The sequence below is a fragment of the Amycolatopsis sp. NBRC 101858 genome, from assembly GCF_030269325.1.
GTDB lineage: Bacteria > Actinomycetota > Actinomycetes > Mycobacteriales > Pseudonocardiaceae > Amycolatopsis > Amycolatopsis ponsaeliensis.
Genome location: NZ_BSTD01000002.1, coordinates 1,759,010 through 1,779,444 on the forward strand (window position 1 = coordinate 1,759,010; position 20,435 = coordinate 1,779,444).

The 20,435-nt window shown below is 68.2% G+C and carries 15 protein-coding genes; 9 read left to right on the forward strand and 6 right to left on the reverse strand.

Annotated features, from left to right (window positions below; translation table 11 throughout):
- Positions 1-10: 10 nt before the first annotated feature.
- Both QSK39_RS21150 and QSK39_RS21155 read right to left on the reverse strand, forming a co-directional pair.
- Entirely contained in the window at positions 11-1,978 is a 1,968-nt protein-coding gene (locus QSK39_RS21150) for a YhgE/Pip family protein (protein ID WP_285479489.1), read from the reverse strand.
- On the reverse strand, positions 1,978-4,689 hold the full coding sequence (locus QSK39_RS21155; protein WP_285479490.1) for an MMPL family transporter: 2,712 nt from the start codon (positions 4,687-4,689) through the stop codon (positions 1,978-1,980). Before QSK39_RS21155 ends, QSK39_RS21150 begins: the two co-directional genes overlap by 1 nt.
- A 112-nt stretch (positions 4,690-4,801) precedes the next feature.
- Between QSK39_RS21155 and QSK39_RS21160 the strand changes: the two genes are divergently transcribed.
- Positions 4,802-5,461: a TetR/AcrR family transcriptional regulator gene (locus QSK39_RS21160; protein WP_285479940.1), complete on the forward strand. Its 660-nt coding sequence runs from the start codon at positions 4,802-4,804 to the stop codon at positions 5,459-5,461.
- On the opposite strand, the gene QSK39_RS21165 is transcribed toward QSK39_RS21160, so the two are convergent.
- On the reverse strand, positions 5,404-6,198 hold the full coding sequence (locus QSK39_RS21165; protein WP_285479491.1) for a hypothetical protein: 795 nt from the start codon (positions 6,196-6,198) through the stop codon (positions 5,404-5,406). The two genes, QSK39_RS21160 and QSK39_RS21165, sit on opposite strands and share 58 nt — an antisense overlap.
- Before the next feature lie 231 nt (positions 6,199-6,429).
- Between QSK39_RS21165 and QSK39_RS21170 the strand changes: the two genes are divergently transcribed.
- The 8 genes from QSK39_RS21170 (at position 6,430) to QSK39_RS21205 (ending at position 15,790) form a co-directional block, all read left to right on the forward strand.
- Positions 6,430-6,846, forward strand: a complete 417-nt coding sequence (locus QSK39_RS21170; protein ID WP_285479492.1) for a hypothetical protein — start codon at positions 6,430-6,432, stop codon at positions 6,844-6,846.
- Positions 6,847-7,036: 190 nt separating this feature from the next.
- On the forward strand, positions 7,037-9,304 hold the full coding sequence (locus QSK39_RS21175) for a P-loop NTPase family protein (RefSeq protein ID WP_285479493.1): 2,268 nt from the start codon (positions 7,037-7,039) through the stop codon (positions 9,302-9,304).
- A 617-nt stretch (positions 9,305-9,921) separates the two neighbouring features.
- Positions 9,922-10,710: a nucleotidyl cyclase domain-containing protein gene (locus tag QSK39_RS21180; RefSeq protein WP_285479494.1), complete on the forward strand. Its 789-nt coding sequence runs from the start codon at positions 9,922-9,924 to the stop codon at positions 10,708-10,710.
- Between the two features lie 724 nt (positions 10,711-11,434).
- On the forward strand, positions 11,435-11,884 hold the full coding sequence (locus QSK39_RS21185; RefSeq protein WP_285479495.1) for a hypothetical protein: 450 nt from the start codon (positions 11,435-11,437) through the stop codon (positions 11,882-11,884).
- A 462-nt stretch (positions 11,885-12,346) separates the two neighbouring features.
- Positions 12,347-13,327: a nucleotidyltransferase family protein gene (locus tag QSK39_RS21190; protein WP_285479496.1), complete on the forward strand. Its 981-nt coding sequence runs from the start codon at positions 12,347-12,349 to the stop codon at positions 13,325-13,327.
- Positions 13,324-13,926 carry a ubiquitin-conjugating enzyme family protein gene (locus tag QSK39_RS21195; protein ID WP_285479497.1) on the forward strand — a complete coding sequence of 201 codons (603 nt, stop codon included), beginning with the start codon at positions 13,324-13,326 and terminating at the stop codon, positions 13,924-13,926. The genes QSK39_RS21190 and QSK39_RS21195 overlap by 4 nt, the downstream gene beginning before the upstream one ends.
- The gene (locus tag QSK39_RS21200; protein ID WP_285479498.1) at positions 13,923-15,221 is read left to right on the forward strand and encodes a HesA/MoeB/ThiF family protein; all 1,299 of its coding nucleotides are present in this window, start codon (positions 13,923-13,925) and stop codon (positions 15,219-15,221) included. Before QSK39_RS21195 ends, QSK39_RS21200 begins: the two co-directional genes overlap by 4 nt.
- Positions 15,218-15,790 (forward strand): Mov34/MPN/PAD-1 family protein, encoded by a 573-nt coding sequence (locus QSK39_RS21205; protein WP_285479499.1) that lies wholly within the window; start codon positions 15,218-15,220, stop codon positions 15,788-15,790. The genes QSK39_RS21200 and QSK39_RS21205 overlap by 4 nt, the downstream gene beginning before the upstream one ends.
- A gap of 492 nt (positions 15,791-16,282) precedes the next feature.
- Here the strand turns inward: QSK39_RS21205 and QSK39_RS21210 are convergent, their stop codons facing one another.
- Genes QSK39_RS21210 through QSK39_RS21220 form a run of 3 tightly spaced genes read right to left on the reverse strand, consistent with a single transcriptional unit; the run spans position 16,283 to position 20,428 of the window.
- On the reverse strand, positions 16,283-17,164 hold the full coding sequence (locus tag QSK39_RS21210; RefSeq protein WP_285479500.1) for a nucleotidyltransferase domain-containing protein: 882 nt from the start codon (positions 17,162-17,164) through the stop codon (positions 16,283-16,285).
- Positions 17,154-19,490: a ThiF family adenylyltransferase gene (locus tag QSK39_RS21215; protein ID WP_285479501.1), complete on the reverse strand. Its 2,337-nt coding sequence runs from the start codon at positions 19,488-19,490 to the stop codon at positions 17,154-17,156. The genes QSK39_RS21210 and QSK39_RS21215 overlap by 11 nt, the downstream gene beginning before the upstream one ends.
- Entirely contained in the window at positions 19,487-20,428 is a 942-nt protein-coding gene (locus QSK39_RS21220; protein WP_285479502.1) for a hypothetical protein, read from the reverse strand. The genes QSK39_RS21215 and QSK39_RS21220 overlap by 4 nt, the downstream gene beginning before the upstream one ends.
- Positions 20,429-20,435: the final 7 nt, after the last annotated feature.

Sequence of the window (20,435 nt, forward strand, 5' to 3'; positions counted from 1 at the left end):
GAATGAAAAACTATGCCGTCAGCAGCGGCTGGGTGCCGCGGAGGCGGATGCTCTTGGCGGACAGGTACCGCCGGCGGTCGGTCACGAGGATCGACACGAGGGTGCCGACGACCAGCCAGGCGGCGAGCTGGGCGACACCGGTGGCGAGCCCGGTGCCGTCGGTGGCGGTGGCTCGCAGGGCGAGGATCGCGCCGTGGGTGGGCAGGTAGCCGGCGATCGTGTACAGCGGGCCCGGCAGCGTCGAGACGACGCCGGTGGCGCCGGCCAGGACGAGGACGGCCAGCGACGCCAGCCGCCCGGCGCGGCCGAAGATCGCCGTCGCCGCCTGGTTGAGGGCGACGAACGTGGCGGCGGCCAGCAGCGCGATCAGCAGGAAGCCGATCGTGCCGGCGAGGCCCAGCTTCAGGACTGGCACGGCGATCGCCGTGATGGCGAGTGCGGCGAGCGCGGCAGCGGTCGCGCCCGGGATCGCCGCGCGCGTGATGATCCGCCAGGTCGGCTCGCGCGCGACGAGCACCGCGTCGGGGACGGCCCTGGTGACGATGTAGGTGGCGAGCGCCAGCGCCCACAGGGCCAGCGCGGCGAACAGCGTGACCGCGAGTGTGCCGATCGGGGTGGTGTCGGTGGTCGCGGTGCTGGGTTCGGCGGCGACCGTCTTGAGGTGCGCGCGTTCGGCATCGGTGTAGCTCGGCACCTGGTCGCGCCCCTTGTCCAGCTGGGTGGCGAGCTGCTGCGCGCCGTCGTCGACCTTCGTGACGCCGTCCTTCAGCTGCCCGGCTCCGGATGCGAGTTTCTGCGCGCCGGTGTTCGCTTGCCTGACGCCGGTGTCGAGCTGACGTGCGCCGTCGGCGGCGGACGTGATGCCGGCCGCGAGTTCAGCGGACTTGCCGGCGAGCTGGGCGTTGCCGTCGGCGACCTTCCGCGCCCCGGTCGCGAGAGCCTGGATGGAGTCCCGGGCCTTCACGGCGTTGGCGCGGACGGCGGCCTTGGCGTTGTCGATCTTCTGCGCGTCGGCGGTGAACCGGCCGGCGGCCTGGCGAAGGTCGGTGCAGAACGAGGCCGAGCCGCCGCGGTCGGCGCATTCGTCGGCGAGCTGCTGGAACTGCTTCGCGGCGGCGTTCGCGGAGGGCAGGGCGTCGATGGCGGCGATGATGCGGTTCGCGAGCGGCACGACCGTGCCGGCGAGCTGTTCGTTGCCGTCGGCGACCTGGTCGGCGCCATCGGCCAGCTGACGCGTCAGAGCGGGCAGCTGCGCGGTGTCGCGCTGAGCTTGCGTGAGCCCGGCGGACAGCTTGCCGGAACCGGTGGCCAATTGAGCGGTTCCGTCGGCGAGCTGGTCCGCGCCCGTGCTCAGCTGTCCGGCGGCGTCGGCCAGCTGGCGGGTACCGTCGGCCAGCTGCGCCGCGCCGTCGGCGGCTTGCCCGACCTGGTTGTGGATCGTCGTGAAGCCGACGTAGACGTTGTCCAAATAGGTCTGGACGACCTGCTGGTTCAGAGTCCTTTGCGTGGCCTGCGCGATCTGGTCGGCCAGCCCGGAATCGCTGACACCGGCAGCGTCGGAGGCCTGGATTCGAAGCTGCGCTTGCCGGGCGTCGAGCGGTTTCCCGGTGGCGGACGACGTGGCGCGGGCGGAGAAGTCTTTCGGGATGGTCACGGTGGCCGCGTAGCTGCCGTCGGCGAGCCCTGCGGCGGCGTCGTCGGCGTCGGTGAGCACCCAGGTGTAGGCGGAGTTCTCGCTGTGGGTGAGGTCGCCGGCGAGCTGCCGGCCGAGCGGGATGGTCTGGCCGCTGACCTGGACCGGTTCGTCGTTGTTGACGACGGCGGCTTTGGCGGTGCCGTGGTTGGCCTCCGGCGTCCAGAACGCCCAGGTGAGCAGGCCCATGATGATGAGCGGCACGGCGATCAGGCCGGTCCAGGTGCGCCAGGTCAGCGGTCCGGTGGCCAGGGCGCGGGCGGAGTTCGCGAACGGCTTGAGCATCAGAGGACCTCGGCGGGCTGGGCGGTGGTGAGGGCGTGCAGCTGGGTGGTTCCGGCCGGCAGCAGGTCTCCGATGCGCTCGGGATCCTGGCAGGTCAGCACGAACGTGGCGGACCCGGCCGCACGGGTACGGCGGCCGGCCAGGAGAACGCGCAGCCGGTCACGATCGTCGGTGCGGAGCACGAGGTCGACGTCGTCGACGGCGATCATCAGGGCGTCGGCGTCGAGCGCGTCGGCGATCTGCCGGACGGGATCGGTGGTGTCGCGACACGGGATCACGGCGACGTCGCGGCGCAGGGCGTGGGTGTGCTGCGGCAGGACGCGCCCGAGCACCTTCAGGTCGCCGGTGAACTTCGTGACCCGCCCGGCCAAGGTGTAGAGCAAGGCCGACTTCCCGCGGGCGCCGGCACCGTGCAGCACCAGGACGTCCCCGCCCGGCAGATGCAGGTCGACGTCGGCGTAGACCAGGCGGCCCCGGTCGTCCTCCATGCGCAGCCCGCGGGCGCTGATCGCTTCGGTGCTGTCCGGGGCGGGCCAGTCGGCGAGCCGCAGCTCGTGCACCAGCGCGTCGCCCTCGGCGTCGAACACCGGCAGCGCCCGGTCGAGCTTCGGCGGCAGACCCCAGGCCCGGCGGCCCAGCAGCGCCAGCACGGCGGGTACCAGTGTCATCCGCACCACGAAGGCGTCGATGAACACCCCGATGGCCAGGCTGAACGCGATGGGCTTGATGGTGGCGCTGCCTTCGGGCACGAACGCGGCGAACACCGCGAACATGATCACGGCGGCGGCGACCACGACCCGCGACGCCGAGACGAACCCGGATTCGATCGCGTGGTGCGGATCCCCGTGGTGCACGTAGTCTTCCCGGATCGGTGAGACGAGGAAGACCTCGTAGTCCATCGCCAGTCCGAAGAGGACGCCCATCAGGATGATCGGCAGGAAGCTGATCACGCTCCCGGTGTGGGTCACGTTGAGCGCGTCCGCGAGGTGTCCTTGCACGAACACGAACGACGTCGCACCGAAGGCCGCGGCAACCGAAAGCAGGTAGCCGGCGGTTGCCTTGATCGGCACCCAGATCGAGCGGAACACCATCGCCAGCAGGATCAGCGACAGGCCGACGACCAGGATCCCGAACGGCAGCAGTGCGCTGCCGAGCTGGGCGGAGACGTCGATGCCGACGGCGGTGATGCCGGTGACCGCGGTCTGCGTCCCGTAGGTGTCGAGGAAGTGCTGCTCCTGTCCGCGCAGCCGGGCCACGAGGTCGTCGGTCTGCGCGGAGTCCGGCGCGGTGGCGGGGACGACCTGGATGATTCCGGTGTCGCCCTTGGGATTCGGCGTGGCGAGCGGCACGGAGGCGACGCCAGGGAGGCGCCGGATCTCCTCGGCGATCTTGTTCACCAGGCCGATGGGGTCGGTGCTGGTGATGATGTCGGCGGTGACGATCAGCGGCCCGTTGTAGCCGGGCCCGAAGTGCTCGCTGACGACTTCGTAGGTGTCGCGGGCCGGGCTGCCGTGCTCTTCGGTGCCGTTGTCGGGCAACGCAAGCCGCAAGCTCGTGGCGGGGATCGCGCAGACCGCGAGCCCCGCGACGACGACGAGCACGGTGACCAGCGGCGCTTTCGTGGCGGTCCGGACCCACCAGCGCGCGATCCGCGGCTTCTCCCGGCGATGCCGTTTCCGCCGGGGTTTCGGGGTACGCGGGCGTAAGCGCTTGCCGGCGAAGGACATCAGCGCCGGGACGAGCGTGATGGCGATGGCGACCGCCAGCGCGACGGCGACCGCGGCGGCGACGCCCATGGTGGTCAGGAACGGGATGCCCGCCACGGACAGGCCGAGCAGCGCGATGACGACCGTCAAGCCCGCGAAGATGACCGCCGAACCCGCGGTGGCGGTGGCGCGAGCGATCGACTCCTCGACGTCCAGGCCTTCGGCCAGCTGATCGCGGTGGCGGGAAAGCAGGAACAGGGCGTAGTCGATGCCGACGGCGAGGCCGATCATCACCGCCAGCATCGGCGCCGTCGACGAGATCGGCGTGACGACGGTCGCGAGGTAGATCAGCCCGACGGCGATACCCACACCGAGGACGGCGGTGCCCAGCGGCATGACCGCGGCGATCAGGGACCGGAACATCAGCACCAGCACCAGCAGCGCGATCAGCAGGCCGATCCCTTCGGTCGGGCTGAGCTTCGGCACGCGGTTGGAGAACGCGTCGCCGCCGGTGTGGACCTTCGTCCTGGTCTGCGCGCCCAGGTCGTCGGCGATCGCGGACAGCTGGGTCTTGGTGGCCGGGTCGACCTGGGCCAGCTGCACCTTGAGCGGCACGGCGACCAGCGCGGCCCGGCCGTCGCCCGACACCGCGCCGTTCACGCTCTTGTCGAACGGGTTCACGACCGTGGCGACCTGGTCGAGCTTCCCGATCCGCGTGACGGCTTCGGCCACCTCGGTCCGGGTTTGCGGTGTGTCGACCTTCGCGCCTTCCGGCGCCACGAGCACGAGCTGCGCCGACGTGCCGCTGACCTCCGGGAAGACCCTGCCGAGGTGGTCGAGCGCGTCCTGCGACTCCGAGCCGGGAATGGCGAACGTGTCGTCGGTCCCCTGGTTGACCAGCAGTGCCGCCCCGCCGGCGACCCCGAGCACGACCACCCACAGAACCAGGACAAGCACGCGGGCGCGGGCAGCGGCGCGGCCGAGCCGGTAGAGGAAGGACGACACGAGAGCTCCCAACTCGTCGGATACATCGTGTATCGTAATGCAGTATGCATCCGATGCAACGTGTATCCGGTCACCCCACCGGGTGAGCGATGGGAAAGTTAAGGTGGACGCCATGACGGCTGGCGGTACGCATCTCGAGCGCCCGAAGGGCATGACGCGCCGGCGCGCGGAAACCCGGCGGCGAGTCCTGGCGGCGGCCTACGAGGTATTCACCGAGCTGGGCATCCGCGATGCGCCGGTCGAGCTGATCTGCGAGCGCGCGGGCTTCACCCGCGGCGCCTTTTACTCCAACTTCGCCAGCAAGGAAGAGCTTTTCCTGGCCATCTACGAGCTCCAGATGGAAGAACGCACCCAGCGGCTGCGCACTGCGGTCGACGAAGCGGTCAACGCGGCGCCGCCGGACGCCGTCGACGACGTCCTGCGGGAAGCGGGCCTGCTGTTCATGGAGTCGCTGACCGCGGACGAAACCTGGTACCTGCTCAACGCGGAGTTCCGCGCCCAGGCTATGCGCCAGCCCGAACTGCGCGCACCGACCGCCGCCGCCGAGACCCGCTTCCACGACGCACTCGCCGAGATCCTTCAGGACATGCTCAGCCGCCTGAACTTGCGGTTGACCGTCGATCCGCGCAGCGCCGTCGTCACGATCGTCGCGCTGTACGAGACGATGCTCGAACGCGCGATCCTCGACGAGCTGTCCGACCGGGCCGACAGCCGTTACCTGACCGACGTCCTCCCCCGGCTGTTCGCCTCCCTGGTCACTCGCAGCGCCTGATCAAGACGGCAGCTACCGGTCCCGGCACGGTGCCGGTAAAAATGACCTTCGACGGCGCGAGCCGAGAGGCCGTATGCCTCACCGGCCTCCTCGAACGTCTCGGCACGCAGCGCCACCCGGGCTGCCAAATCGCGAGCGACAGGTTTCATGGCGTCGAGATGTTCTTCGACAGTCAGAAGCCCCACGGCCGCGGCCTCGGGGTCCTCGACTCCGCAGGGCTCAGGCGCCAACTCCAGCGGCACGCTATCCGGATGGTCGTACTCCGCGAGCCAGCGTTTGTAGGCGGCGGAGAAGCTCCGCACGCAAGCACCTACGAAGTACGTCTTCAAAGATGCACCCCCCTGCGGTGTCCACTTACCGCCGCGCAGTGCGTGCTGTTCGAACATCTGCAGACCGCGGGCGATGGTCTCACCCGCCAGCTCGAGCCGGTCATCGACGTAGCGGGCCAAGTGGTCGCTGACCAGGTCGGAGGGTTTGACCGGTCGGCCGACTTCGCGGCACATCGAGTAGATCATTTTGCGTCTGATGAACGAACGCAGAACCGGGAGGGCGTAGGCGGCGAGTTCAGCGCGGAAGAAGTCATACTCGACACCGGCGAAGCCGCGGCCGGCGAGTCGTTCGTAGAGCTCGGCATCACCACCGAGACGGGCAAGACGCGCTCGCGCGACATCGGCCTTGTCCGCCTCGTCGGTGGTCATCCCACCGCTGACTTCCAGCTCGTTCAGCACGCCTTCCATAAAGGAAAACTGGACATCCGCGTCTGCCCCGGGGTTGTAGGTGCGCGTCCGAGGCCCGCGGCGGATGACCGCCTGCGGACGGCTCGGCCTCCGACACCTGCGTCTCCTTCGTCGGTTCGTGCGGAACGACGTACACGAACCTTCTAGGCCTCGGTCGTCGTCCTACCCCACGACTTTTTTTGGAGGAAGTTCTCGTGGGCTGACCAGGCCTTCACCGCCTAAACACCGAACATGGAGAACAGCGAGGATCGGACTCCACGGCTCGAAGTCACCGGATCCCAGTATGGCGGTCCGCGCCGACGAGTCCCGGGCGACGCACCGGAACGGTTTCCCGGCGACGACGTCGAGTGTCCGCCCACGCCGTGGAGAATGGTCATCGACGGCTGGGTTCGCGACGACTCGATCCGCCGAGACGCGTTGGTCGGGCTGGCGTTTGTGTTGGTCGCGGTCGTCACCGTGGTCGGCGCAATCGTCGGCGCACTCGGTCCCTTGCTGCGCGAGGCTGTCGGCAGCCCCGCAGTACGGCTCACGGCTGGGAGCTTGCTCGCCAGCAGCCTGCTCGGCTTCGGCGGCCTGAGGTTGCTTCAGCGGCGATTCCGCCGGGCCTCATCTCGGGACGCCAAGACGGGTAAGCGGCCACGGCGGTGACGCCGCCAAGAAGAGGCCGTCACCGTGACCACCTTCCGCCGTTTGGCAGCGCGCGCAACCCGGCCATCGCGTGGCCGGACCGTGACGTTTCCCGGACAAAAGATTGACACCGCGGGGGCGGTGCGAGCCCGCGTGGGAATTGCGCTAACCTGCTCCTTTCGTTTCGGCATGAGGAACAGGGGCATCCGCAGTGGAGTCCACGGGATCCGGTGGCCCGGACGCATCCGAGCTCGGAAAGATCTCGAATCTCATCAACGTCAACAACGGCACCTCGGTCCAGGCCGGTCACCTCTACCAGGTGCACGGACTGGACGAACAGATGCTGGAACGGTTGCTCGACGCCATCGACGAGCGCCGGCGAGCCACCGGCACCGTCCGGCGGAAGAGCCTGCCGTCCTCATTGCCGTGGACGCAGCGAGCCGCGTGCCTGGGCCGTGACCGCGAGCTAGCGGAACTGCGCGAGCAGCTCGCTGCTAGGCGGCACGTGCTGGTCGGCGGCCCCGCAGGCATCGGCAAGACCCTGTTTCTACAGTACGCAGCCACTGAAGAGGTCCTGTCCGCCAGCACGGTTCCGGGCTGCGAAGGAGTTCTGCGGCGGGTGCTCGCCCCCGGCATGACCCCCGATGACGTGCTGCACGACCTCGCCCTGGAGTGTTTCGACGCCGAACGGGCGGCCGCGCGGCGCCTCCTCGGCCGCGTCCGTGCCCTCGTGGTGCTGGACGGCGTCGAGTGGCCGGCCACAGAGATCCGGCAGGTGCTCGACGCCATGCCGGGCAGCGTGTTCGTCATCGCCGCCCGGCGCACCGATTCCACCTCGTTGATCAAGTCCCTTCCGCTGGCCGGGCTGAGCCACGCGGACGCGCTCGACCTGTGGGAAAACGAGCTCGGGGCGCCGCTTTCGCCGGCGGAGAAACAACGGACCGAGCGCATTTTCGACAGCTGCGACGGAAATCCTGGCACGCTGACGCAATTCGCCGCCGCGCTGCGCTCCGCCGGCGTGCAGGGAATCGCGTCCGACGTCGCCGATCCTGACGCCTACGCCATGATCGTCACCCGCGCGCTCGCCAAGCTGGGTGAGCCGGCTGTAACGACGTTGCAGGAACTGCTGGTCTTCCCCGATGCTTCCTGGGGAGCTGGGCTGCTGGCCACAGCCGGAATGCGCAAACTCGTAGACGCGGGCCTAGTCGAGGACGAATCGGGCCGGTACCGGGTGCGCCCGCACGTCCCGGAGGCGATGGCCCCGGCCGATCCGCCGTGGCCGCTGTTCGCCCGCATCTCCGTGTGGGCCCACGAGACGGCCGATGCCGGGCAGCTGACGACTGAGCTCGACGTCCTCGAACGCACCCTGCGCCAGCTGCTGGCGCACGACCGGCCGTGGGACGCCCTGGCACTCGCGCGTGTCGTGTCGGTGAAACTGCTTCCGACGCCGTGGTGGCACCGTGGCGACGACGTTCTCGCGCTCGGCCTCCGCGCGGCCCGGAACACGGGCTCCCTTACCGACATCGCCTACTTCACGTACGCGCTGGCCACGCGCCGGGCCGACAGCGGGCGGGTAGCGGAAGCGACCGAGCTCCTCACGGCGCTGATCGACTCCGCCACGGCGCACGGTCACCGGCGGCTCGCCGACCGGGCCGGCGCCCTGCACCACAAGCTGGTCAACCGCATGCCCGGACTTCTCGGCCAGTGCGCGGAAACCGTCTCCCAGCTGCTCCTTCGGGTTCCGGTCCTCGACGGCACGGCGCTCAGGCTGGCGCAGGAGTACCCGGCCGTGCTGCGCAAGGCCGTCGCCGCGATCCTGCTACTGGCCGGTGTGCTATTCGGGCTGCCTGCTTCCGCAGGCGCGCCCGTTTCGGCCAGTACTGCGCCGAGCTCGTTGTCCGCGCTAGCGGCGCCGAGGGTTCCGCCGGAGACGAGCGCACCGCCGGCGGCCGGTGCCTCGCCAAGCGCAGCGGCCCCGCCGTTGCCCGCGCCGCCTCCGGCCGTTTCGTCGCCCGATCCGGCCGCCCGGCCGTCGCCGCCACCCGGCTCCGGCCCCGGCGAACTGCTCGGTGGTTCCGCCGACGGCGCGACGGTCCCTGACCACCCCCCTACTGCTGCCCCTGACCTGACCGGGCAATGGCAGATCGTCTTCTCCCAAAAGCACGTCAAGGGCAATTTTTGGACCGATCCGGACACTGCCACGATCACTTTGCGCCGACTCGACGATAGGCGGTGCGCCGGCATGGCGCCCTGCTATGGCGGCCAGTGGACCGTTGATGGCTCGGCGGGGAGCAGCAACTTCGTCGCGGCGGCCGCCCCGGCCCCCAGGGGCTTCTCGGCCACCGACTCCGATGGCGACGGCAATCAGACCTACCGAGGGGTGCTCGTCTCGGCCGATCCCAGCCGGCTCCGGTACGAAGGCGAATGGAGCGATGACGCCGGCCGCACCGCCACATTCGTCTTCACCCGCCTGAGCTGACCCTTCCTGATACGGGGCAGCTGGGCGTACCTGGACGTTTGCCGCTGCGCGGCGTGCTTGACGCGCCGAGCGACTGGGCTCCTAGCGGTCGAGGGGACGTCCGCGACGATCACCTGCTCGACTTCCACTGCGCTTTCGCCGTGCTAGACGTTCTCAGCGGTGGAGAAGGTGCGGGCCGCGCGGCGCTCGACTTGGAGCCGCCAATCCAGTTTCGACCAACCAGCCCTGCACGCACCGGGGTCAGCCATCGAGTCCGAACGGGTCGCGGCCGTCGTGCCCCGGCTCCACTTCGACGCCGTGGGAGTTCAGGCCCTGAACGAGCCGATAACTCGGAGTATTCTGTCTCCCATTGCGCACGCCTAATCCGACAAGATCGTGGTCCGCAAGCCAGAACTCGTTGCCGTCCGTGACCGTCGCCGTGCCAAACTTGACCCCACCCCGCCACTCTTAGACCAAGCGTTGGCACCCAACTGCGAGTATCCCTTTGCCCGCCAGCTGGACCATCCGGACGCGATGGTCACCATCGCGCTGAAGTGACAGTTCATGGACATCGCGAGCCCGGCGGGCGGTCCACGAGCGATACTGACCGAGATCGCAACGACAAAGCTAGGAGCAGGATGACGGGCGAGGTCGAACTACCGCCGTACCGAGCCGTGCTGGTCGTGGATACCAAGGGGTTCGGCGGTCATTCCGACCGAGGCCAGGCGGTTCTCGCGGAGGAGATCCCCGGTGTGCTGGCGCTGGCTTTCGAACGCGCGGGGCTGACAGACGTCTGGGCTGACGCGCTCTTCCCCCACGGTACCGGCGACGGATTCGGACTCGGGTTCGCCACGCGGCACCTGCCGACGGTGGTGATGCGGCTCTTCGACACGCTGCAGGATGTCCTCGCGGAACGAGACGCCCGATCGTCCGGCCCGGGCCACGCGCGGATGCGGATGCGGGCAAGCTTGAACGTCGGCCCCGTCCTGGCCCCCAGCCGTGGCTCAGCCGCCGCAGTCGGCGGCGCAGTGATCACCACCCACCGGCTGCTCGACGCGCCTGAGGTCCGCGACCTCCTCACACGTTCCGACCCCGGACAGACCTTCCTCGCAGTGGCGCTGTCCGAGCGAGTATACGAAGACGTCGTCTTGACGGAATACGCGCCGCTCCCGCCATCCCTGGTCGTGGCACAGCCAGTGGCGGTGAAGGAGTACTCGGGCACGGTCCGCTTGTACGTGCCGCGCCCCAGCGGCGACCTCCTGCGCCACGGCTTGGGCGCCGCCGTCCCCGGGCCGTCTCCGAAGATCGATCCACCACCTCAACTACCGGTGACGACAAACTTGATCAGCGGCGGCGAGTTCGGCACGGCGATCCAGGTGGGCCACCTCCACGGTGGGTACCACCATGGTTCCAGCCCGGTGAACTGAACCGGGACTACGGTGCGATCCAGGATGATGACCAGGTGATACCGAACTCGGCTTCGGGCAAGGTCACCGGTCCGGCAATCCAGGCTGCGACCGTGCACGGCGTGCATGTGGGCAACGGCGAACCACCGCGCAGTTACTACCTGACGCGGATCGAGTCGTTCACTCCTCGGTGCTTGGTCGATCGCGACGAGGAGCTCAACGAGCTGGCCAGGTTCTGTACTTCGCCCGACACCGCGAGTGCCTAGCCTGGTGGCGTGCCGACCCCTGGACGGGCAAGTCGACGTTGCTGAGCAGGTTCGTCCTCGAACTACCCCCTGGTGTCCGGATAGTCACGTTCTTCGTCACGTGCGTGCTGTGCACGACGCCGTCTGCCGCCGCGACTACAACGGGGTCAGCCGCTTGATGGACCGCCCGTTCGGATCGCGAAGCCCGGAAGCAGCCCTCGCGGAACTGCAAGCGAACAACGTCACCGCTCTGACCATCCTCGCCAGACCCTCGAGGTCACCGCCATCGCCGGCCAAGGCGGCCTCGTCTGCTGCCACCCGGACGGAGCGGTCGCGATCTTCGCGCGGGGAACCTCCGTGCACCAGAGCAAGCTGGCGGACTTCGCCCTGACCAGCGACGCCGCAGCCAAAGGCAGTCTGCGCCGAATCCGGATCCAGATAGCCGCCGGCGCGACAGTGAACGAATGGCTCCCGGCCACAGCCACGGCCACGCTGAACCCATGCCCGAACCCATCCTGGTCGCCATCGCCGCTGCACTCGCCGCGAAGAGCGCGACCAGCCTGTACGACCTGGTGAGACGCAAGTTCGCGAAGGATCCGGCCAGCACCGCCGCCCTCGAGGCGGCCATGACGGCTCCGGACGACCCGCAACCAGTCAAAGCACTCGCCGAACGCCTGCACCGAGCCGAATCCGACGACAAGGCGTTCGCCGACGCCCTCCGAACGGAGTGGCACAGGCTCCCGGACACCGAACGCACTCACGGCGGCGTCCACAACCAGGTCACGGGAACGTCACCGGCAAAGTGGTGCAAGCGCGCGACATCCACGGCAACATCAACCTCTGAAACGCTGGACCGCACAGCGAAGTATCGGCGAGCCCCTGCCAGCTCGAATATGTTGCGGACACGTGGAAGGTACCGGTCACCCGCGAGGCTTGCGCTGCCTACCTAGTACGACCACGCCTCCACCAGGCTCGTCGAGCGCGTAGGACACTGCTCGTATGCCCACGACACCCGCCACCATGGCTCGGCGCTCGCGGAGCACGTGGGACTCGCCGTCGAGCTGGCGCCGACCGCGATCGCGCCCCTGACAACGTCGCTTCAGTTGCAGACAGCGAGGCAACGGTCTTCTGAACCTCGGTGCTCGTACCCGGCCTCCGCCGAGCTGCCGAGCCACATACCGGACGACCGTCGCCAACGTGGCTCGCACGCTGACGTCGTCGGGCGACCAGTAGCGTCGCGCGATGTTACCGCGGTCGACACATCGCGGGCCACGCCCCGGACGCACGGAATTGTCGGTGGTGACACTTACGCTGTCGGGGAGGGCTCCGCTCAGCGGGACCTACAGGTCACCACACCGCTTTGACCTGCCGATTCGCAGCCGGGCGAGGCCGAGGCGAAAGGAAAGCGCCGTATGAGCTTGAACGAGGCGTTCGACGAGTACCAGAAGACGGTCGATGCCGACCCCACCCAGGTCAAGGAGGCACGGGACCGCCGCGACACATTCAAGGCCGCCCTCGGCGCCGAGGCCGACATTATCGAGGTATGGGGATCAGGCTCCCTGCGCCGCGGCACGCACACCGGACCGCTGATCCACGACGTCGACCTCGTGGTCGTGTTCGACCCTGACGACCACCCCGGTTGGGGCGAGCCGGGCAACAACACCGCCGCCGACTCCCTCGACCTGCTGCAAGGCAAGATCACCACATTGCTCGGCAACAGCGGCACAGTCGAGAAGCTGGTCCGACGTGCCGATCCGCGCCCGCACGCGGTGAAGTGCTTCATTGACCTCCCCGGCGCTCCCGAGGGGTTCACCGTAGATGCCATGCCCGCGCTGGACGACAACGGCAGGCTCCTCATCCCCGAAAAAACCGACAACGACAGTTCGCTGTGGATCCCTGCCAACCCTCAATACCTGGTGCGGGAGATCGCCCAGCGCAGCGCAAACTGGGACTGCTTCCTTCGACTAGTGCGCGTGGTCAAGAAGTGGCGCAAGCGCGCCGAAGTGGAGGGCGAGGTCAAGTCGTTGGTGATGGAGGTTCTCGCCCTACACCACCTCCCCGTCGACACCCGGCCTAACGCACTTCGCCGGTTCTTCACCGCGGCGGCGACCGCGGTGGGAGACGGACCGGTCGTTGACCCTGCCGGCGTCTGTGGGGAGATTCAACCCGATCTTGACCGCGTCGGTTTGCGCGAGTCCCTGCTGAACGCCGCGGACCTCGCCGACCAGGCATGTGACGCCGCCGCCAACGGCTACACCGACGACGCGAAGAAGCTCTGGCGGGACGTTTTCGGCAGCGACTTCCCAGCTCCGGAAGGCAAGGTCAACACCAGTCCCGCACTGATCACTCCCGCGGTCGCCAAACGGCCGATCAAGGACGCCCCCCAGGGGTGACTACGATCATGATCGGTAAAGCGGATTTCGCGGCAACCCCTTGGTGGGAAGCCGAACCCTCACGCTTCGCACGAGATCAGCGCGAGATCGCCGCCTCCTTTCCTGAGCTGACCTGGCACGCCGTCGGCGCAGGTGGGTGGAGCGGCAGGCTGTCCATGTGGCCGTTGAGGCGGCCTGAACCAACTGGGCTGGCGTTCCTCCTCGGCGGACGTGGCCTGCAAGTCGAGATCGCCTACCGCCAGGCGTACCCGATGGTGCCGCCGCGGATCTTTCCCGTCGATCCACGACCGGAACCCGTGGAGTGCACACAGCATCAATGGCATGTGAACGGCGACGGCAGCTTATGTCAGTTCCAGACCGACACTGCCTGGGACCCCCGCGATTCTGTCTGCGACATCATTATCAAGGCAGCGGCGTGGCGCGTCGAGTATGCGCTGATGAAGGCCGGTGCCCTGGAGCAGATGACCCTGCACGGAATTGTGAGCGACTCGTCTCTGGACGACTTGATCACTATCACCGGCCAACAGCTCGATAGCACCGACGCGCACCAAAAGGCCGCCGAATCCGTGCCGAGCGTCGACGCGGAGGAGGAACGATGACAAGTACCGTCCTCCTGCTTCCGCGTAATGGACTCCGACGCCTCATGGCTCCGAACGCCGGAACATCGGGGGCGATCAGGTTCAAGCACTCGTCAGCCGACGATCTGATGTTGCTCAGTTACGTCAAGGTCGGCGAAGTCGGCTACCAGGTACCCTTGGCTCCTAAGACACACCGACTCAATCAGGGTGACACCGGCGTTAACGGACTTTGGTTCCGGGTATCGGTGGAACTGCACTGCTGGTGGTACGAACTCATCCGACGTGGTGATCAGTTCTGCGTTCCGCGTGACGAGTTCGTCAAGCGGATTCCAGGCCCCTTGACCGATCCGGGCGCACTCGGCTATATCGTCCTCACGTACGCCCCTGGAGCCGCATTCCCGCCGCACGATGTCAACCCTATTCCGACGTTCGCGGCGTGGTTCGTCACGCGCGACGGAGTTTCAGGCGTCAATGTCGCAGCCGAGCCCGCAGAGGTAGGTACGAGCCGGCTCGCGGCTCATTGGCCGATAGACGACCTGGCCAAAACGACGGTCACGGTGGTTGGCGTCGGCAGCATCGGCGGCGCAGCCGTCACGGCGCTCGCAGGTTACGGCGTCGGCCAGCTCTTACTGGTCGACCCAGATCGACTGATGTGGCACAACCTGGTGCGCCACGTGCTTCCTGGCCGCCATGTGGGCCATTTCAAAGTCGACGCGCTCCGCGAGCACCTCGCAGACCAGCGCAGCGACACAAGGATTGTTCCATACCGCTACGATGTCGTCGACGACGCGCACGAGATTCGCGGCTTACTGTCCACAACAGACATCGTTCTCTGCTGCGCCGATGGCGTTGCTCCGCGACGAACGGTCAGCCACCTCGCACGCCGCGCCGGAAAGCCTGCGGTCCTAGCCTGCGTCCTGGACGATGGCGGCATTGGAGAGATCATCCGGCTACGCCCGTTCCCAGACCACGGTTGCCTCCTTTGCCGCCGCCAGGCACTCATCGACGACGGCACCTTCGATCCCGAACCAGCACTCGAGGCCGGCTACGGCACCGGAACCTTGCATCAACCTATGACGGCCGTCGGCTCTGACCTCGCTATTGTGGGCGATCTGGCTGCCAAGATCACTACCGCAACTGTGCTGGAAAAGGCCGGCCACTACACCCACCGCCTTCCCGGCGAGCAGCTCAACCTTGCCCTCCAAGCACGCCGCGGATGGCCCGGCCCCTACGACCTCGGCTACACCGGCAACACTCGCTGGGTGCCCACCGTCGCGCCGCCGCGTGATGACTGCCCTACCTGTGGGAAGCCGTGACAGACACCGTCCCCGCCTCTATCATCGTCGCCACGTCCGTTGTCGATGCAATCGCCCACGAGGCACAAGCCTCGCGCGACGGCACCGAAACCGGCGGGATTCTACTCGGCACCACAGCGGGCAGCAGCCTCGTTGTCCGTCATGCCGGAGGCCCCGGTCGACACGCCACTCGACGACCGACATTCTTCCAACGCGATCTCAATCATGCGCAGGCGCTCGGCGATTGGGCGTTCGAGCAAGACCGAAGCGTGTGGGTCGGCGAATGGCACACCCACCTCGCGGCTCCAGCCGCGCCAAGCCCCCGAGATCTCGCTACCTACCAGGGCCTGCTCGCCGACCCCGAGCTTGCCTTCGACTTCTTTCTCGCGATCATCCTTGCTGATCCGACAAAAGAATGGGCGCAAGCACAAATAGCTACATGGCTCATTACGCCGTCCGAGAACCGAGTCGCAATAACAGAAATTACACCTAACCACAAGACGGTAGCGCTACGCTGGCTGAACCCGCGCTCTACCTATGAGTGGCTTTCAGAAGCCGCCAATCACGATAAACCGTGCGACCGGAGTTGAACGATGCGAGCCCGGCATCGGCAAGGGCCTCCTCAGTAACGTCGAACGCGGCCGGGACGCACCGAACTGGGACCTGGTGACCTTCTACGAGGAGGCCGACTCCGGGGACGGCCAGCTCTGGTCGACCTACATCGAAGTGGTCGCCGCGCCGCGATGACCGACCGCGCAATCCGTCCGCCGGAGGCAAGGCACATTCGTCGCCGATGTCACGATCCGGACGGGACCGTCATGCCGCCGGACAAAGGTTCGAAAAGGGTGTGGCGACTGCGGAACAGCGGCACTGTGCCGTGGACAGGTCGGTACCTCCGTCACCTCGGAGCACAGGTCGGACTCGGCATCCCGAGCTGACCGATCCAGGTGCGGATTGCCGACACGATGCCTGGTGCTCTCGACGCGCACTGCACTTCGCTCGAGTGATCTCCACCCGCCACCGCTCCACTACGACGTCGGCCTGCCAGCGCCGACGCCTCGCCTTCGACGCGACTCCAGGCGCTACCTCCCGCAGGCCAAGGTGGTTGCCAGGTATTGCACCGAGTCGACCGACCAGACCGTCCGATTGCCCACGAAGAGGTCGACCAGTTCGTTCTGGCAGACGAAATCGCCGGCGAGGTCGAGGTTCGACGCCAGCCAGGACAAGGATCGGCCGTATGCCGCGTGCAGCGTGGACTGGCGGTACTCATCGTTCGGCACGTTGTAGAAAAGGCACTCGATGAAGTAGGACGACAAGACCTTAGCCCGTTCGTCGGTCTCGATGTCCATCAGGTGGAGCCGCGCGTTCTTCACCGTTCGGACCACCTGCTTGAAGCGCCCGCCGGTTTCGGCGTCCTTCCGGTTGCCGTTCTTCAGGTGCTGCTTCGGGAAGCTGATCACGGCCGCCCCGGAGCCGTCTTCGAAGTAGATGCCTTCATCGAAGGTTTCGACACCTCCCGAGGAGAAGTTCCGGTAGTGCCGGTATTCGATGGCGGGAACGATGTCAGCCGGTATCCGGAACGGCGAGTCCCAATCCTGAATGTCGATGCACTTGCCGCCCACGGTGACGAAGTAACTCTTCCGCAGGGCGGAGATCACATCCTGCCGAAATTCGCGCCAGCCGAAATTCGCATTCTCGTACCTCGCGTGGAAACGTGACTTCTCCCACGGCTCAAGACCCTCCAAGTGCTCCTCGAAGGGCAACTTCATCTGCACCACGAGATCGACGTCGCTGTGCGCGCGGATGTTCGTCTTGTTGGCGTAAGACCCTTGGACGACGATCTCGTAGGTGTACTCGCAAAGTCGAGATGACCTCTTCAGCGCATCGCTGAGCACTTGCTTCGTCCACGCCGGCCACGGCGACCCCGGCCGTTCGGACCACTCGTCCAGCTGGTCAGGAGACATTTCCACGCCTCTTTCGCGAAGCACGAGGCGGTTCGCCGGATCCCGGACCCCGGCCCGGGAAAAAGAGCTCGACGTGCAAGTCGGGCCGTCCCGCTCCGTCCAGCCACCGCACCCATTTCTCCTGGTTCCCGCCGAGGATCAGCAAGACGGCCGGTGCGTCGTCCCTAGTGATCTCCGCCATCGCGGTCCGGTCGATGTCGCTCGGCTCCACCCGGTGCCGGGGGTGTGTGTGCCACATGCCGATGTAGCCGATCAAGCCCCGGCTTCGGCGCCGTAGCTCAAAGGTGCGCTCGCGCTGAGCTGCGGGATCCAGAACCAGCCCATCGGCCCAGGCCGCGCTTCCCGGCGGCAGGCTACTCGCCTCGGTGATCCAGACGAGCTTGGCGGCGTGGTCGACCTGGCCGAGCAGAAGACCGCCGGTTTCGCACTCCGGCCCGCGCAGTTCCCTGCTCTGAAGCACTTCCTGCCGGATGGCCGCGAAGGCGGCAGGGGCTATTCGCGCCTGGTAACCATGGCCTGCTTCCGGCCGGACGACGTCGTTGGTCCACTGGAGCCGCTGCGCCGGCGCGCCCGGCGAGTCTCCGCTGGGAGACCGCACGACCGTCGCGTACTTCCGCGGAGTCAGGACACCTTCCGGGGCCGGCAAGCCGAGGAGCGCGAGTGCGTCGGTGAACAGCAGGCCGGCGAACCCGGCCAAATCCGCGGCGGAGCCGGCGAAGGTGGGATCAGAACACCCGGGCTCCGGCTGGAACACCTCCGCCCTGGGCACGTCCGGGAGCAGGTCGTCCAGCACGTCGCGCAGTCCGTCGTCTTCGCTCGCCGCCAGCAGCAGCTGCCGGAGGACGTCCACCCCGGCCACTCCCGACCCCGGCAACGCGAGCGTGCCGATGCCGATCTCGCAGCGGTGGCTGACCATGACGGACAGCAGCGGTGGGTGGTCGGCGCGGTCCCGCCACGTCAGCTCGAGCGCCGCGGCCACCGCGCGATTGGCCGTGGCGTCGACGACCAGATCGGCCTCGGCCAGCCCGGCTTCGCTCCGGACGAGCTCGACCGCGTCGGCCACCGAGTCCTCGATCGCCACGTCGGGGGACGTCCGGCGCAGCCGCTCGCCGAGGACCTCGGCCTTGGGAAACCCGATATCGTCGTAGCCGTAAGGCTGGCGGACAAGCAAGCCGTGGTGCACGAACCCCTGGTCGACCAGCCGCACGCGCCGGGCGCCACCGCGCACGCAGAATTCGGCTATCGGCGCACCGAGGGCTCCGCAGCCAAGGACGAGCACTCGCTTGCCGTGGAGCCAGCGGGCGGGACGCCGGTGGTCACGGCGGAGTGTGATGCTCGGACGCTGGTCTTCGACCCGCATCCACCGCACCTCGCGCTCCTCGAGCCCGAAATCCGCCCACCAGGCCGCGAAGTGCGCGATCCGTCCCCGGATCGGCGAGTCGGGCCTGGCCCGGCTGCCCAGCAGGATCAAGCCCAGGGGCTCCGCGCCCGGCTGCTCGGCTCCGGCCGCCGCGGCGGCGGCGGCCGACAACCGGGCCCAGTCGATCAGCGAAGCGCAAGCCGACGAGTCGAGCCCCTGGCTTCTGAGGCCGGCCAGAAGCCCAGCGAGCTGCGTGGGGTAGTTGAAGTCGACCGGCCCCGGCAGCGCGACGACCGGGGCGAGGAAAGCGCGGCCCGGCTCCGCGCTCCGCTTCGCCGGCTCCGCTTTGACCCATTGCCCGGCCTGCCGCAGGTCCAGCCACCGCCGGACCTCGTACTTGCGCCGGCCCACGCTTTCGATGACCGCACCGGCCAGCCAGATCGACTCGTCGTCCTCGAGGGCCTTCGGCAAGTTCCGCCGGACGAGCAGCCGACCCGGCGAGCCGACCAGGTTGGTGATCGGCGGGTCCCATGGCACTTCGGGGCCGGTGATCGTGCCCACGGCGACGTGCTCGAACCACGTCACCAACCGGGTGACCACATCGGTCATGCCGACGCCGGGGTCCCACTCGTACTGGGCCACGTACAGGCAGATCGACACGCCCCAGACCACGTGCGGCAGCCCGGCGAACCGGCGATGCCGGAGGAAAACCCGAGGTTGCTGGAGCGGGTACAGCGCGGGCACCACGATCGTCACGCGCTCGTGCTCGAGGAGGGGAACACTCGACCGGTCGGACCCGGCACCGCCGCAGTTGATATCCAGTTCGACCAGGAGCGGTCCCTCTTCCGAGGTCGGCTCACCTACCCCGACCACAGCGAGATCGCCCCCCGACGCACGGGCGAGCACCCGGAGTTCGTCGAAGGCCTCCACCTGCCCCGGCGTCGGCGCGAAGGATTTGCGGGTCATGAGCCGAAAACGGCCGGAGCCCGGGAAAGCTCGCCTCGGCGTGCCAGCCGCGCCAGTTCGCGTGCCAGGGGGTTGTCGGGCTCTCGCGGCGGTTCGACGGGCGCCGGTTCACTCCCGGACGGGAGGGGCTCCGGCCTCGACAGCTCGAGGGCGTCCCCCATCGGCAGTGGGCTCGCGCCGGCGATCTTGGTGCGCACTCGCACGAAGTCCGGCCGGTCGAGGAGCACCCGATCGGCGGCCGCCGGGGCCCGGCCGAGTTCGGCGCGCACCGCACCGCACCCCGAGATCCGCCCGGTACCAGCGCACAACAGGATGCCCAGCCGGTGAAGCAGGCTGTCCAGTGCGTGGAAGTGCTGCCCCGTCTCGGCGTCGAAACACCGCGCCAGCAGGTCCGAGATGAGTGCCGCGACCGGCGCGGGCACATGGGCCAGCCGGATCACCAGCTCGGCCGTCGAGCCGGCCGGGACAGCCGACCAGAACTTCTTGATCACGACCGCCAGCGAGCCGAAGATGTCACAGCTCTCCGGCCGCCAGGCCGCCGCGATGACGTCCCACTCCGACGGGCTGAAGGACTCTTTCGGCGAGCCGACGTCCAGCCACTCCGCGTCCACGGCGGCGTCCCGGTCCCTGGGCCGCGTCCGCTCGCCGCCCGTGGACGATTCGTCGACGGGCAGCCCGGACGTCTTCCAGCGCGGCGTTTCCCCGTTGGGAGCGTCCCACCACACCTTGACCGTCGGCGCCGCTTCGCCGGCGGCGCCACCGCCCTGGGCCGGATTGCACGTGGGGCACGTGCCGCCCGCCACGCGCAGCACCACGTATTCCCGCGAAACGACTTCCGCTGCATACTCGGTGCCGCACCCCGTGCACCGGCCGTCGAATCCGGCCGCCAGCCGGCCACGGGGTCCGGTCCGCTGCGCCACCGCGGTGCGGTACGTCATCGCCATG

Excerpts from the sequence above, each read along its gene's own strand:
- QSK39_RS21220 (WP_285479502.1), bottom strand. The coding sequence starts at position 20,428 with ATGACGTACCGCACCGCGGTGGCGCAGCGGACCGGACCCCGTGGCCGG.
- QSK39_RS21180 (WP_285479494.1), top strand. The coding sequence starts at position 9,922 with ATGACGGGCGAGGTCGAACTACCGCCGTACCGAGCCGTGCTGGTCGTG.
- QSK39_RS21150 (WP_285479489.1), bottom strand. The coding sequence starts at position 1,978 with ATGCTCAAGCCGTTCGCGAACTCCGCCCGCGCCCTGGCCACCGGACCG.
- QSK39_RS21210 (WP_285479500.1), bottom strand. The coding sequence starts at position 17,164 with ATGTCTCCTGACCAGCTGGACGAGTGGTCCGAACGGCCGGGGTCGCCG.
- QSK39_RS21200 (WP_285479498.1), top strand. The coding sequence starts at position 13,923 with ATGACAAGTACCGTCCTCCTGCTTCCGCGTAATGGACTCCGACGCCTC.
- QSK39_RS21190 (WP_285479496.1), top strand. The coding sequence starts at position 12,347 with ATGAGCTTGAACGAGGCGTTCGACGAGTACCAGAAGACGGTCGATGCC.
- QSK39_RS21185 (WP_285479495.1), top strand. The coding sequence starts at position 11,435 with ATGCCCGAACCCATCCTGGTCGCCATCGCCGCTGCACTCGCCGCGAAG.
- QSK39_RS21160 (WP_285479940.1), top strand. The coding sequence starts at position 4,802 with ATGACGGCTGGCGGTACGCATCTCGAGCGCCCGAAGGGCATGACGCGC.
- QSK39_RS21215 (WP_285479501.1), bottom strand. The coding sequence starts at position 19,490 with ATGACCCGCAAATCCTTCGCGCCGACGCCGGGGCAGGTGGAGGCCTTC.
- QSK39_RS21170 (WP_285479492.1), top strand. The coding sequence starts at position 6,430 with ATGGAGAACAGCGAGGATCGGACTCCACGGCTCGAAGTCACCGGATCC.
- QSK39_RS21165 (WP_285479491.1), bottom strand. The coding sequence starts at position 6,198 with ATGGAAGGCGTGCTGAACGAGCTGGAAGTCAGCGGTGGGATGACCACC.